The 13,795-nt window shown below is 51.8% G+C and carries 13 protein-coding genes; 3 read left to right on the forward strand and 10 right to left on the reverse strand.

Annotation, left to right across the window (positions count from 1 at the left end; translation table 11 throughout):
• Positions 1–87: 87 nt before the first annotated feature.
• Positions 88–1,020, forward strand: a complete 933-nt coding sequence (locus tag P771_RS16540; protein ID WP_051617132.1) for a DMT family transporter — start codon at positions 88–90, stop codon at positions 1,018–1,020.
• A gap of 18 nt (positions 1,021–1,038) precedes the next feature.
• Here P771_RS16540 and P771_RS0105205 read toward each other — a convergent pair whose 3' ends face one another.
• Positions 1,039–2,313, reverse strand: a complete 1,275-nt coding sequence (locus tag P771_RS0105205) for a Y-family DNA polymerase (RefSeq protein ID WP_028574308.1) — start codon at positions 2,311–2,313, stop codon at positions 1,039–1,041.
• 160 nt (positions 2,314–2,473) lie between these two features.
• Between P771_RS0105205 and P771_RS0105215 the strand changes: the two genes are divergently transcribed.
• Complete coding sequence (locus tag P771_RS0105215; protein ID WP_150112137.1) at positions 2,474–2,797, forward strand: hypothetical protein; 324 nt, start codon at positions 2,474–2,476, stop codon at positions 2,795–2,797.
• A 13-nt stretch (positions 2,798–2,810) separates the two neighbouring features.
• Complete coding sequence (locus P771_RS0105220; protein ID WP_028574311.1) at positions 2,811–3,833, forward strand: J domain-containing protein; 1,023 nt, start codon at positions 2,811–2,813, stop codon at positions 3,831–3,833.
• A 137-nt stretch (positions 3,834–3,970) separates the two neighbouring features.
• Here P771_RS0105220 and P771_RS0105230 read toward each other — a convergent pair whose 3' ends face one another.
• The 9 genes from P771_RS0105230 to P771_RS19210 all read right to left on the reverse strand — a co-directional run bounded on the left by P771_RS0105230 (position 3,971) and on the right by P771_RS19210 (position 13,600).
• Complete coding sequence (locus P771_RS0105230; protein ID WP_028574312.1) at positions 3,971–5,341, reverse strand: MBL fold metallo-hydrolase; 1,371 nt, start codon at positions 5,339–5,341, stop codon at positions 3,971–3,973.
• A gap of 22 nt (positions 5,342–5,363) precedes the next feature.
• A complete protein-coding gene (locus P771_RS18800) occupies positions 5,364–5,582 on the reverse strand; it encodes a hypothetical protein (RefSeq protein ID WP_150112138.1) in 219 nt (72 codons plus the stop codon).
• A 193-nt stretch (positions 5,583–5,775) separates the two neighbouring features.
• Positions 5,776–7,098 (reverse strand): coiled-coil domain-containing protein, encoded by a 1,323-nt coding sequence (locus P771_RS0105240; RefSeq protein WP_028574314.1) that lies wholly within the window; start codon positions 7,096–7,098, stop codon positions 5,776–5,778.
• 213 nt (positions 7,099–7,311) lie between these two features.
• Entirely contained in the window at positions 7,312–8,508 is a 1,197-nt protein-coding gene (locus tag P771_RS0105245; protein ID WP_028574315.1) for an efflux RND transporter periplasmic adaptor subunit, read from the reverse strand.
• A 252-nt stretch (positions 8,509–8,760) separates the two neighbouring features.
• The gene (locus tag P771_RS0105250; RefSeq protein ID WP_028574316.1) at positions 8,761–11,121 is read right to left on the reverse strand and encodes an ABC transporter permease; all 2,361 of its coding nucleotides are present in this window, start codon (positions 11,119–11,121) and stop codon (positions 8,761–8,763) included.
• On the reverse strand, positions 11,118–11,843 hold the full coding sequence (locus P771_RS0105255) for an ABC transporter ATP-binding protein (protein WP_028574317.1): 726 nt from the start codon (positions 11,841–11,843) through the stop codon (positions 11,118–11,120). Before P771_RS0105255 ends, P771_RS0105250 begins: the two co-directional genes overlap by 4 nt.
• Positions 11,844–11,986: 143 nt before the next feature.
• The gene (locus tag P771_RS0105260) at positions 11,987–12,829 is read right to left on the reverse strand and encodes an MBL fold metallo-hydrolase (protein WP_028574318.1); all 843 of its coding nucleotides are present in this window, start codon (positions 12,827–12,829) and stop codon (positions 11,987–11,989) included.
• A complete protein-coding gene (locus P771_RS0105265; RefSeq protein WP_028574319.1) occupies positions 12,829–13,197 on the reverse strand; it encodes a CGGC domain-containing protein in 369 nt (122 codons plus the stop codon). The genes P771_RS0105260 and P771_RS0105265 overlap by 1 nt, the downstream gene beginning before the upstream one ends.
• Positions 13,198–13,396: 199 nt before the next feature.
• Positions 13,397–13,600 (reverse strand): DUF5320 domain-containing protein, encoded by a 204-nt coding sequence (locus P771_RS19210; protein ID WP_161635945.1) that lies wholly within the window; start codon positions 13,598–13,600, stop codon positions 13,397–13,399.
• Positions 13,601–13,795: the final 195 nt, after the last annotated feature.

The raw sequence follows: 13,795 nt of genomic DNA on the forward strand, positions 1-13,795 counted from the left end.
ACTTGAGTAAGTGCCAGAAACAGGCTTTTCATAGGACAATCTTATATAAGATTATTTTTTTGTCCAGTCCTGCAGGGTAATTTGTAAATGAGACGTAACACCGGAAATTTAAAGGCCTATCTGGCTCTGATCACAGCCATGTTTTTGTGGGGCAGTTCATATATTGCCCTGAAAATAGCTTTTATGGCCTTTGACCCCATGACTGCGATCTTCGGGAGGATGCTTTCAGCCGCACTGGTCCTGGCCCTGATTTTCCCAAGATTCCGGAGGGTCAGGAGGCAATCCGGAGACTTGAAGCTCCTTTTGCTCATGGGCTTTTTTGAGCCCTGTCTGTACTACATCTTCGAAGGATATGCCCTGGTTTATACCAGCGCTTCCCAGGCCGGGATGGTCAGTGCCATGCTTCCGCTTATTGTGACCGTAAGTGCCTTTTACCTGCTTAAGGAGCGGGTATGTACCAGGACCGTGGCGGGATTCATGCTGGCCGTGGCTGGCGGGATATGGATAAGCCTGTTCAGTGAAGTCACCCATGGTGCACCAAGGCCTGTTCTGGGCAATTTCCTGGAATTTCTGGCTATTTGCTGTGCAGCCGGTTATACCATCTGTGCCAAATATCTCAGTGCAAGATATAATCCTCTTTACCTGACCGCAGTTCAGTCATTTCTGGGAACTCTCTTCTTTTTTCCCTTGATGCTCATTTCCCCGGCCGGCATTCCGTCCGAATTTCCGGCTGCTCCCTCCTTAGCCGTCCTCTATCTGGGAGTGGTGGTCACATTGGTGGCCTATACCTGCTATAATTACGGGGTCAGCAAGATTTCAGCGGGTCAGGCATCTTCTTTTATCAACTTTGTGCCGGTTTTCACCATATTACTGGGCTGGACCATTCTGGGTGAGAGGTTCAGTTCGATCCAGGTTGTGGGCGTGGTCATGGTTTTTGCCGGGGTGATACTCAGTCAGATTACAAGGGCCGGGACCAGAAAAGGTGATTTTGAGCGGATTGCCGGGATAAACAAGGCCTAACTGCTCCGGTCTGAGGGTTCAGGCGATGACAACTGGCAGATCTTTCCAGGAAGTGGTGTAGGACGGTGTCACTGCCTGTCCCGGGGCCTTCCATTCTTTTTTTCTGCCTGCAGCGGCCGGATAAATGGTGTTGCTGCCCCAGCGGGCATTAATCCGGTCCATTGTCTCCATGACCTTGTCCTGCTTGCGGATCTCATCTCTGTCCGGCATGAAAAAGGAGAGCTGTCTCTGCCCCTGGGGTTCTATTCCGGACAGCATTACTCCGGCTTTTTTATAGGGGTAGCCTTTTTGATAAATTTTTCTGAGAACAGTCAGGGCCTGCCTGATCAGGGTGGGGGTGTGGGCAGTGGAGTACATCAGGCTGGCGGAACTGTGTCCAGAGTACTGGGGCAGGCTGGCCTGATGTTTGCTGGTGCGGATAAAGACCGTAAGTGTGGAACAGGCTGTTCTCTGGGAGCGGAGTTTTTCCGCTGCCCTGGCAACGAAGCAGGCCACAGCCTCTGACAGAGGTTCCAGGTCCGATACAGGTCGGCCAAATGACCTTGAACTGATGATTGTCTTGTTGGGCCTGGGTGCAACATGCAGGTCAAGGCAGGGAATCCCCTGGATTTCCATAAGGATCTCCAGGCCGGTCACGCTCATTCGGTCCTTGACCCAGTCTCTGGAGAGCTTTGCGAACTGCCGGGCATTGCTGATGCCGTAGCTTCTGAGGAACAGGGCGCTTTTCCTGCCTATTCCCCAGACATCCTGAATAGGGGTCTGCTCAAGGTAGTGATTAAGGCCGGGGCCATGGCTCAAATCCATGACTCCGCCATGTTCAGGGTGTTTTTTGGCGAACCGGTTGGCTATCTTGGCCAGGGTCTTTGTGGGTCCAATGCCTATGGAAACAGGAAGTCCGAGCCATTTGAGCATTTTTTGGCGGATTTCCCTGGAATACTGTTCAGGCCCCTGGTTGATCCCTTTCAGATCAAGAAAAGCCTCATCAATGGAATAGACCTCCATGGACGGTGCCAGGCCGGAGAGAAGATTCATGGCCCGGCAGGACATGTCTCCATACAGGGGGTAGTTGGATGAAAGGACCTTGACTCCATGTTTTTCAAAAAAATCCCTGTACTTGAAAGCCGGGACACCCATCCCCACCCCCAGGGCCTTGGCCTGATCCGATCTGGCGATTACACAGCCGTCATTGTTTGACAGGACCACCACGGGTATGTCCTCCAGACCGGGATTGAAAACCCTTTCACAGGAGACATAAAAATTGTTGCAGTCCACCAGGGCGAATATTTTGGTCATGACAAGCTGAGGTTCTTTTTTTTGCCAGGGAATGTCAAGATGGACCAGCTGGAGAGAACCGGCTGAAACTAACCCTGCAGGACCGGACTTGATCTTTTAGATTCAAAATTCCATGATCTGGATGGGCAGGTCTGGAAATATATAAATAGGGAGGTTTGCAATGGATGATACTGTTAAGGCCAGGAATGGAATTTTGACCAGGTTCTGGCTGGGCCGGACAGAATTATGGAAAGCCTTCTGGGTGCTGGGGTTATTGGTGCTGCTGTTGAAAATTCCGGGCATTTATGCCCTTGATCTTGATCCACCCCTGGCCTGGTGGTATGGATATGTAGTGATTATTGCAGGAGCCCAGGTATTCTGGATCGTTTCGGTCTGGAGATGCGCAGCCAATGCCTCCATGAAACTGTGGACCTTCCTGGCCAGAGGGGTGGCGTCCCTGGTGGGGATCAATCTGGGATTGAGCCTTATTCTGCTGTTTACATGATCTGGAGAACCGGATGTATCTTGCCCAGAAAGTTATAAGCGGTGAAAGACACTATTTTATCCGTGAATCAGTCCATCGGGACGGGGTGTATGTTTCCAGGGAGCTGATGAGCCTTGGGACGGACCCGTCAGGTTATCTTGTTTATCCCGGAGGAAGAAGTTTTTATATCCATGAGCAGGTGGAGGAGTGCCTGGCCCGGTCCGGAGCTGATCCGGACTATGATGAACTGGAGGAACTTTTCTGGCCGTTTGTCAGGCCGGATATCAGACACTCCATCCAGGGTTTCAGAAGCAGGGGCAGAAAACGGTTTTCCGAGTTGACCAGGCAGGAGGAGGACTTTATTGCCAACCACCTGCACCCGGTGGACAGAAGACGTTACAACTATCTTCGTACAGGCGAGCTGGACCAGTCAAAGCAGGCCGCCATTTCTTACAAGTTTTACAGGAGTCTTGCCTTTAAATCCAGGGATGAGCTTGAGCACAGGTTCATGGACATGGAAAAAGAATTGGAACCAGATGAATTCAGCCTTTATGTTTATTCTTTCTTATATCTGCGCAGACATTTCTCCGAGATCATTGCCGGGAAAATGCCTCAGGGCCTGGACCCAGAAAAGCTGGACCGGCTGTTCCTGGAGGAATTATGCGGACTGAACAGGGATGACCTGTTCTGGAAGGGAGCTGGAAAACCTGAAGATCTCCATCCATATCTGCTTCGTTATGTGATCATGTTCTTTGATCATCCCCTGGGCTCGGAAAGCTTCATGCAGGACCATCTGCGGGATTTTTTTGCCAGGACCAGGAGAAGGTTTGGAGATTTTCCAGTTAAAAAGCCAGATCTCAGCCCGGATGAGGCAGGCAGGATCATGGGTATTTCATCAGCCATTCTCAGTTCCATGAGCCAGAGGGAGCTGACCAGGATATACAGGGGGCTGGCCATGAAAATGCATCCGGACAGGGGCGGTGATCATGACCAGTTCATCAGGCTGACTCAGGCCTACAAAATGCTTTTGAGTAAAAAGACCACAGGAGGCATTTAGCCTTTTTCGCCATTGCCAGGTCCAAAGGAGCAGGATTCTTTAATTTTCTTGATTTGCGGATCCTGACCGGTCAGCTGGTCCGGCTCCAAATAATTCCAAACCTGTACTGCCCGGCAAGTGCTAAGTGCCTGTTTTTCTCAGGTAACCACAATTTTACAGATCCCGGTGGAGCAGGCCCGGATGGAGCCGAAGCAGTTCTCCACCTGATCAAAACCCAGCCTTTTCAGGATCGAGGCAGCAATGACAGCCCGCTGTCCACTGCCGCAAAAGCAGGTCAAAGGCCGCTCAGCTCCAATCTCCCTGAATCTTTTTTCAAGATCGCCCAGGAACATGTGCTGGGCTCCGGGCAGGTGCCCCTGGTCAAACTCCTTTTGGGTCCTGACATCCAGGAGAGTGAATTTTTCATTGCTGCTGATCCTTTTCTGAACCTCCTTGGCATGCACGGCCCGGATGCTTTGGAAGGGTTTTCCCAGGACTTCCCATGCATGGAGACCCTGATCCAGATAGCCCGTTATCCGGTCGAACCCGATCCTGGCCAGATAACGCAAGGCTGGATCCAGACGGTTTCTGGAGGAGACAATTAGGCCGATATCCTTTTTATAGGAGAGAAACCACCCGGCGTACAAGGGAATCATGTCCAGAGGGATGGAAAGGCTTCCTGGGATGTGAACCCCGGCAAAGGCCTGGGCGCTTCTTGTGTCCAGAATCAGCATCCCCTGACTGGCTCTGTCCTCAAACTCGTCCGCATCCATGGGTTGAGGGAGATTAATGCAGCCAAGGGCAGGTGGACCGTTCAGGTTGAACTCTTCCATTTTAGAGAAGTAAGGGGGAAGGGTGTGTTTTTCCCTGGTCTTGATCCTGATGAATTCATCCCGGTCCATTCCCTTGAGCATTGGATTGGTGCGCTTTTCAAAACCCAGGGTTGAAAATTCGCGCTGGGCCATGCCTGAGCCGCAGACTGACCCTGCTCCGTGGGCCGGGTAAAGAATGACCTGATCTCCCAGGGGTAGAATTTTTTGGAAGATACTGTTGTAAAGCAGACCGGCCATCTTTTCTTCCTGCCCTGGAAAGAAGTCTGTCCTCCCTACATCGCCGATGAAGAGAGCGTCACCTGTGAATACCCCTACCGGGTCATTGCCAAAGCCGGCATCAGACAGGACCATGGAAATGCTTTCAGGGGTGTGTCCGGGTGTTTCCAGGGTCTTCAGACGGATGTCCCCAAGTTCAAATTCATCTCCTTCACGGGTTGTCCGGCCATAGGTAAAGGGTAGTCCTGCTCCGTGATAGATTTCTGCCCTGGTCAGCATGGACAGTTCCTTTGATCCCACCACATAGTCCTCGTTGCGATGAGTTTCAAAGATATGGGTTATTCTGCAGCCGTGTTCACCGGCGATTTTCAGGTAAACCCGGCAGTCCCGCCTGGGATCAATGACTGCTGCCCGGCCCTTGTGGCCGATGATGTACGAGAGATGGGAAAGTCCCTGGGACTTTATCTTTTTTAAAAACATGGTTGCCTCGAGTTCCAGATTTTTATCTGGTTTTTTTGACCGGACCGGGCTTTTCACTGGTCTTTTTGGCAGTTTTCGGGGAATGGGCCGGTTTAGGGACCAGCTTGATCTGGGGCACCAGGATTTTGCTGACAAAGAGAACCTCATCAACATCCTGAAGTTCTTCCCATCCCGGATTCTGCTGGTCAAAGCTGTCCGGAGCAGGGGTCAGGGTGCCGTCCTTTTTTTTGAATAGATACATCTTAACTCTCCTTGTTTTAAATCCAGTCATGATTTTGATTACAAAACCCTGTTCAATATATCGATCAATCTCCTCGTCCGAGAACAGGTCGCATGGAAACTTTGGGCAGGCCCTGATACACCGGGCAGGGGTTGTGTAATAGCTGCCCGATATTTTGTGCTGGGCCGGGCAATAGATATTTCGGTACATTCAGTTATTCACCCACCAGAACCTCGATTTCTGCTTCCTGAATGGTGACCCCATTGTGCCGGATAAGCGGCCTGATAACCCTGGACACGACCTGTTCCCCAGGCATGAGTTCATGGGTCAGGAAAAATTCTGCCTTGGCCTCCATGTCTTCCTGGTAGGGTTTATTTTCCAGATCAATAAGCTCATAGCCTTTTTCCTTAAAGAGCTTCCAGAGTCTTTGAATGGCTGTCTTTAATTCTTCGACAGCCGGACCATCTTTGGTCAGCTCTTTTTTTCTGCGGGATATTCTGTATATTTCCTCTCCCAGGACAATGGCCAGGGTGTGGTCTGGCCTGGTTTCGGGGCCAGGTCCGGGCCGGTCCGGATCAGGATCCTGATCCGGAAGCAGTACGGTCTGCTTTTCCAGCAGGTTGACAAGTTTTGAATCCAGCATTGCTGACTGCTCTTCAAGTCTTTCAGTGAGGGACCGGCTGTTTTCCTGAACCAGCTGCTGGATTTTCCCGGATTTAAGTCTGGCTGCAAGGCCCAAGACAAGGGCAGCCAGCCCCAGGGCCAGTGCTCCCAGGGCAGCGGCTCCAGCCTGAACTTCCCGTTTTTCCAGACGTTGCCCAAGTTCAGATACCCCTGACTCAGTCTGGAGCATTTTTTCAGCCAGCCCCTGGTCTGTGTAGGTTATTCTTTCAGCCAAAACGGAAAGCTCTTTTTTTAAAGATTCTTCAAAATCTGAAAAATCAGTTTGGTATTCCTGGAAACGCTGATCCACCGACGCAGCCAGGCTGCTTATTTCAGATTCCAGGGCAGCTTTTTTTTGGGAAAGACCGGCTACAGCATCTTCAGTCTGTTCCAGCCGGTCCATCCTAGCAGCCTGTTCAGCCAGGGTGTTTTCAAGGGAGGCCATTTGAGGCCGGGTTTCCTGCCAGTCCTGGACATGATCAGCCATGGCCTGTTCAATGCTGGAAAGTTCTGAATTTATGAGCCTCATATCTTCTTCAAAATTTTTCAGTCTGGTTTCCAGGGAACCAATGAGTTCATTAAGGATTTCAATATGTTTTTTTAAGGAGTCCTGGTCTCTGGAAGTTTCCGAGCGAACAGCGGATATATTCTGGGCCAGCTCCTGTCTGACTGTCCTTATTTCATCTTCCAGGTTGATGATCCGGGAGGCCTGCTGGTCGCGCAGAGTGGACTCCCGCTGCGAGATTTCATCGATCTTGCGGCTCAGCTCCAGTATTTCTGCTGACAGGGGGGCGAGTTCATCCGCTTTAACCGGGCTGGCTGTAAAACTGCCCAAGAGGATCAAGACGGATATGAAGCAGGCTGATTTTTTCATAAGTACTCCAGATATGGAGCCAGGCTGGATGGCTTTCTGTGTACGGTTCAGCATGAAGTCCATAGTTGGCCCGGCTTTGGCTTGTTGGAATTAGAAAATCATGTTTATGGATCTGATGGATTGATCAAGTCCAATTCAGGGCCTTTTATGACAGGGAGCAACAGCTTGGTCCAGAAGGATTATTTTGAAAGCTTATTCAAGGCTTGCACGTGTTCATCCTGATTCCGGATTAACCCTGATTCCCGGTCTGATCCGGTCTCCAGGGTGGGTGATGATCAGCTCACCAGGTTCAAGACCTTCCAGGATCTGGGTATTCAGCCCGCTGCGCCTGCCGGGAACAACCTGTCGGAGCCCGGCGCGTTCTCCCTGGACAACAAATACATGCCAGTTGTTGTCCAGGCGGAAAAGGGAGCTGGTGGGAATGAATGTGGTCTGGTCGTCTTCCCAGAGGATGAATTTGGCTTCCACCCGGTAGCCGTGCCCCAGACCCAGCCATTCATCCCTGGCCGAGGTAATCTCCACAAGAACGGGAACCCGCTGCTCGTCAACCCCCAAGGCTGACACCTTTTTAAATCCGGCTGGTTCCACCAGGCGTACCTTTCCTTCAAGATCACCTGGTCCGCCCCAGTGCTCAAGGATCACCCGCATGCCGGGACGAACCCGGACAGCATGTATGGACAAAAGGTCAACCTGAACTTCGAGTTCGTCCAGCCTTCCCATTTCCAGAATAAATTCTCCGGCATGGATTACACCTTCCTGGTATCGCTCCCTGTTCAGAATCACAGCATTAACCGGTGACTTGACAGTCAGGAGCTGGTTTTCCCCGGACCTGGCCCCACTGGCAACTTCCAGGGCTGCCCTGGCATTTTCCATCTCATAGCCGGCAGCCTGAACATTGGCCTGGGCTGCATCTTGAGCTGAAATGCTCCGGTCCAGATCATTCCGGACCCGATCCAGGGTGGCCAGGGAGATGACACCCTGCTCATAAAGTCTGGCATGGCGTTCCAGCTCTTTTCGGGCAAGGCTGGTGCCATGTTCAAGGTTTTCATGTTCAGCCTTGGCAGCCATGAATCTGGCCCTGGCAGCTTCGAGGTTTTCCCTGGCCTGATCCCGGGCCCTCCTGTCCAGGGCCGGAGCTGGCAGGGATTCCATGGCCAGGAGGGTATCCCCGGCAGCCACCACATCCCCAGGTTCAAGGGTTATCCTGTGCAGGTATCCGCTGATGGGGGCGGATATGGCATGGGTGAACCTGAGTGAGGTAAACCCTTCATCCTCAACGTATTCGGCAAAATAGCCCAGCTGGACCCGGTCGACATTGACCGGAACAGGAGAAGGCAGGACCGCAACAACCAGAAGGCTGATCATGACTGCGCCAGCCAGGAAAAGGAATATTTTCTTTTTTATGCTCATGTGCTGCTCTGATATCAAAAAAAGGTGTCGGATTCCAATGTCATTTTCCTGCCATAACAGCGGGTCAAGGTTGCTTAAATTGTAAGTTCATCCTTAACTTGAGCGATTTTTCTTGGTGATTGCGAACAAAGCGAACCAATCTAAGTTAGCTGTCCATGAGATTGCCACTCACCCTCCGGGTGCTCACAATGACAGTGAGACCGGGAAGTTATATTAAAAATCGCTTAGTTCAGGTTTAGAGCATAGTGGTGCTCACTCGGTTTTTAAGGCCAGGACCATATCCAGTTTGTTTATCTTTCTGGTAATGGAGAACAGGGACAGGGCTGAGGCCAGCAATACCCCTCCGGCAGAAAAAGCAAATATTTCAGGTTCCATGACAAAGGGCAGCCGGAAAAGGTCGGAGCTCATGGCCTGGTTCAGCAGCAGGGCAAAGCCGGCACCCAGCAACCATCCCAGGGGAATGGAAATTATGGAAATCAGGATAATCTCCCCAATGAGTATCCAGGCCACTTCTGTCCTGGTAAAGCCCAGCACCCTTAAGGTGGCAAGCTCTCTGGCTCTTTCAGCAAAGGCAATCCGGGCATTATTGTACACCATGGCAAAGGCTATTGATCCGGCCAGGATCAGGAGAATGAGCATGAAATAGAGTACAGTATCCTGGATGTAGCCCCTTATATTGTCCTCAGACCTGGAAAGGATACTTATTCCTGCCACCCCTGGAAACTCCCAGAGTCTGGCAAAAAGGTCCGGATGCATGGACTGGTCGGTCAGGAGCCAGGCTCCAGAAATGGCCGGACCTTCACGCATGACCCTGTTCAGGGCAATTCTGTTCATGTATGCGCTGACGCCTATGGGCTCTTCCACGATCCCGGCCAGGGGGATGTCAATGGTCTTTCTGTGGCCTTCCATTACTTCGACCCTGACCAGGTCTCCCAGGGCCAGGCCCAGGTAATCAGCCAGATACCATGTAAGCAGGAGTCCTTCCTGGGGAATGTCCACAGATTGGAGACTTGAGTCAAGTACAGGCCTGAGTTCAGGATTTTTGTCCAGACCCAGGATGGAGGTCCTGTAGTCCCTTTGTCCGTGGCTCAGGCGGACCTGGACACTGCGGTAGGTTTCAACATGGTGGACTCCGGGCAGGGCCAGGAGGGTGGATTTGGCCCTTTGGGAGACCACGTCGTTGAAGCTCAGGTGCAGATCCATCTTTTGAATCTTGCGGTACTGGATGTCCAGCATATGGTTGACCGAACCGAACTGATAGCTTCCCAGGAGGAGCAGGGATCCGGAAAGGGCAATGCCCAGTATGGACATGGAAGTTTTGAGCCTGTGCCGGGAAATGTTCCTAATGATGATTTTTCCGGGTTGATCCAGGAGTTTTCCCAGAAAGGATCTTTCAATCAGACCCAGGGAAAACCGTTCCGGAGACGGGGGACGCATTGCTTCAGCCGGAGCCTGGCCAGTGGCTTCAATAACCGCCCTGGCAGCACCCAGCAGCCCGGCACCCAAAGCTACCAGCACGGCCAGGCCGACAGTTCCGGGCCTGATCCTGAAACTCATCTCCGGAAACCTGAAGTATTCTGCGTAAAGCTCTGATATTCCGTCGGCTGCCCAGGCTCCAAATGCAACGCCAAGGACCGAACCTATGACAACTATCAGCCCGGTGAACAGAGCGTAGTGCAGCCCTATTGCAGCATTGCCGTAACCAAAGGCTTTGAGAACAGCGATTTGCTGCCTCTGGGTCCGGACGATGCGGGCCAGGAGTATGTTCAGCAGAAATGCTGAAACACCGAGAAATATCGCTGGAAGGACAATGGCCATGGTTCTGAGCTGTTGAAGTTCATCAGTGAGGATCCGGTTTGAAGGCTGATCCTCCCGGTCATATGATCCCACACCTCCGTAAGGAGCCAGGATCTGGTCCAGAGCATCCATGACCTGTTTTTCTTGGGCCCTGGTCTGAACGGTCAGGCTGACACTGTTAAAGGCACCGTCAAGGTCAAAGGCATTGGCCAGTTCCCGGCGGTTCATCCAGAGGACAGCATACCTTTCATAGTCCGGGATCAGATCAGCTGGGCCTATCTGGTAGACAAACTCAGGAGACAGGGCCAGACCGGTGATGGTCAGGGTCTGCATGCGCCCCTTGATGATGGCCCGGATCCGGTCTCCGGTATTCAGATCATGGGCCAGGGCAAAGGCCTCGCTGACCACTGCCTGCCCCAGCTGATCAGGCTGGGGCAGAGAACCCTGACGCAGATGGAGACGGTTGAGATCAGGCTGACGACCCTGGGGAATGGACAGGATGGTCGCAGTAATGGGGTCTTGGAATCCCTGGACTTCCAGGCGGGCCGAAGCCCTGACCCTGGTTTCGACAATATTGACTCCGGGAATTTCTTTGAGGCGCTGGGCCATGATTTCCGGGGCACGCTTGGCTTCACTGAAGATATGGGCAAAATTGTGGGTCTGGTAGAAGTGGTTTCTGGACTGGGTTACAGCATCCAGGGATGTGGCAAAAAAAATCAGGACCATCACCCCGCTGCCGATGACAATGGCAATGGCCAGGACCTGGCCCTTCATGGTCAGGATATCCCGGACGAGTTTTTGGTGAATGGCCCTCACCAGCTTATTTCTCCGGGTGGTATTTTGTCCGGATTTTCAGTTATGCCTGATATCTTTCCATCGCTTATTCTTATGACCCGGTCAGCCATTCGGCTTATGGCTTCGTTATGAGTGATGATCACAGTTGTGGTGCCAAGCTGCTGATTGATCCGGCTGATGACTTCCAGGACCCTGACCCCGGTTCTGGAATCAAGGGCACCGGTGGGCTCGTCACACATGAGTACGGCCGGTCTTTTGGCTATTGCCCTGGCTATGGCCACCCTCTGCTGTTCACCGCCGGACATCTGGGCCGGAAAATGATCCATTCTTGAGCCCAGTCCGACCATGTCCAGAGCTTCTTCCGGCGGCATGGGGTCCTGGCTGATTTCGGTGATTACAGCAATGTTTTCCCTGGCCGTGAGGCTGGGGATGAGGTTGTAGAACTGAAACACAAAACCAACGTGCTCCCGTCTGAACCTGGTCAGGACCTTGTCCCCGGCATTGGTCAGGGGCTGGTCATGGTACCTGATGTCACCACTGGTGGCTGAATCGAGTCCTCCCAGGATATTGATCAGGGTTGACTTGCCTGAGCCCGAAGCACCCAGAAGGACCACCAGTTCGCCTGGATAAAGCTCCATGTCCACACCCCGCAGGGCGTGAATGGTGACTTCCCCCATGGTATAGGTTTTGGTCAGCCCCCTGATCTGGAAAACTGGTTTTTTGAATCTGGAATTCCGGCTCATGCAGAACCCGGGGTTGTGGGTTTTAGCGTGGATGCTTCAGTCCGGTTTGAGCGGTCAGGATTTGAATATAGGTCGGGCTGGTTAAAAAATCAAACAGGGCTTGGGTCCATATTAAGGAGAATGGATCACTTCTGGTTAATGCCTTATGTTGACAGGGTGAATGTGGAACCGACCCGGCAGGAAAGGAAAGCAGAACAGAATTTTTGTCTGATCATGGTTATAGCTCTGGTTCCGGTGCAGTGACCGGGGGCGATAATTTTTGGGGATATTTTTCTCAAAAGGCTTAAGGTCAGGTCCAGACGGGGCTGGTTTGCATTTAAGAGGTGAAGGCCCCCAACAACAGCTGCAATTTTCTGCCTTGAAGTGATTTTCTGGATGTAGGTCAGGGTGTTGATAATGCCTGAATGGGCACACCCTGATACAACTATCAGACCGTCAGGCGCATTGATCCATAGTGCCTGGTCATCCCAGAGCGGATCTTCATTTTTGGCTTCTGGATCAGTATAGAATTCACCTCCGGTGTTCTCAAAGTGACAGATCCTGGGTATAGTTCCGGTGAGCCCAATTCCTGGAGCCAGCATGGTCGGTTTTGACACCCAGCATACCTGGATATCCGGAAGATCAGCCAGGCAGGCAAGGGTTTTTCTGGGCAAGCCTATTGACCTGACCTGTCCGTCCCTGTCCAGAGCGTACCTTGGGATTACTGCACCGGGATGAAGGTGGAGCACTGCTTTGCCAGCCTGTTCTGTTACCATGGGGATGCCTCCGCCGTGGTCGTAGTGTCCATGACTCAAGACCAGATGGCTGGTCTGGTCCAGATGGATACCCAGTTTGGCTGCATTACCGGCCAGAGCAAGACCCTGGCCGGTATCAAAGAGGATGTTAATGCCAAACGCTTTAATCCAGGCGGAAAATCCGTGCTCTGACTTCAGTCCGGGAGCTGCAGAGTTATCCACCAGAATGGTGATTCTGATTCTGTTGTCCATTACGGGCCGGCAAATATTTTTTCTGGAATATATTCGTGAGTTCCTGAAATAACCTTTATCCCGGCTTTGTTTTTTATTTTTGCGGTAATTTCATCAGCATGGGGACAATGGTCAGTTATACATGGGCTGATATGGACCCTGGTGGGCACTTCCTGCATGGGAGAGTTCCACAGCTTAACCTGGGCCAGTCTGGTGACTATGGTTGAACCTGGACAGTCTCCACAGCTGAGCAGACCCAGGATCTGGGCGTCCTTAGGATAATCCCCAAACTTTCCCTCCCGCCGGTTAAAGGCTACAAGACATCTTGAACACCCGATACAGACTTCATTCATGGCTCGCTTGCAGCCGATGATCAGTATTTTTTCCATGGGATCTCCGCATATTTTTATACTCAGGGTGGTGGCAGTCAGTTGAAGCTGTCTGCATCTCTGCAATCTTGATGGCAAAGTTCAGAATAATGGCTGGGCAGAGTTTGCAGTCCAGCCGGACAACTGCGGGATTACCCTGCAACAGCCTGTCCGGCCCGGATGCAGCACTTTATCATGGTTAAATGGCATTGGAAATGTTTCAGTTGCTCATCCTGGTATCCCTGAATCCTTGACCTGCTGCCCGGCCTTGTCCACGGCACCTTGCATGGGCGGACTTTTCTTGCCTCCTGGCTGGCCGGTCCGGAAAATCTCGGTCATTCTCCATTTTTTTACCGCAAAAACCTTCCCTCAAGCCTGTTTTTGGTCCCTTTCCCAAAGGCCCTGTCCTGTCTTTTCCTGGCATGTCTGTTCCCCCTTTAAGGTGTAACTGTTAGTTATGACCATGAACTGAACTCTGACTTTCCACATTAAGAGCACTAACCATGCCAGGAACAATCGGTGTTCCTGTCAATATAATTAACTGAAATTGATTAGTTATTTTTTATTATCAGAATCGGGACTCGGAAATGCGTTGCATTTATGAAATGGTTGCTGGAAG

This window comes from Desulfonatronovibrio hydrogenovorans DSM 9292 (assembly GCF_000686525.1).
In the GTDB taxonomy this organism is placed as follows: Bacteria; Desulfobacterota; Desulfovibrionia; order Desulfovibrionales; family Desulfonatronovibrionaceae; genus Desulfonatronovibrio; species Desulfonatronovibrio hydrogenovorans.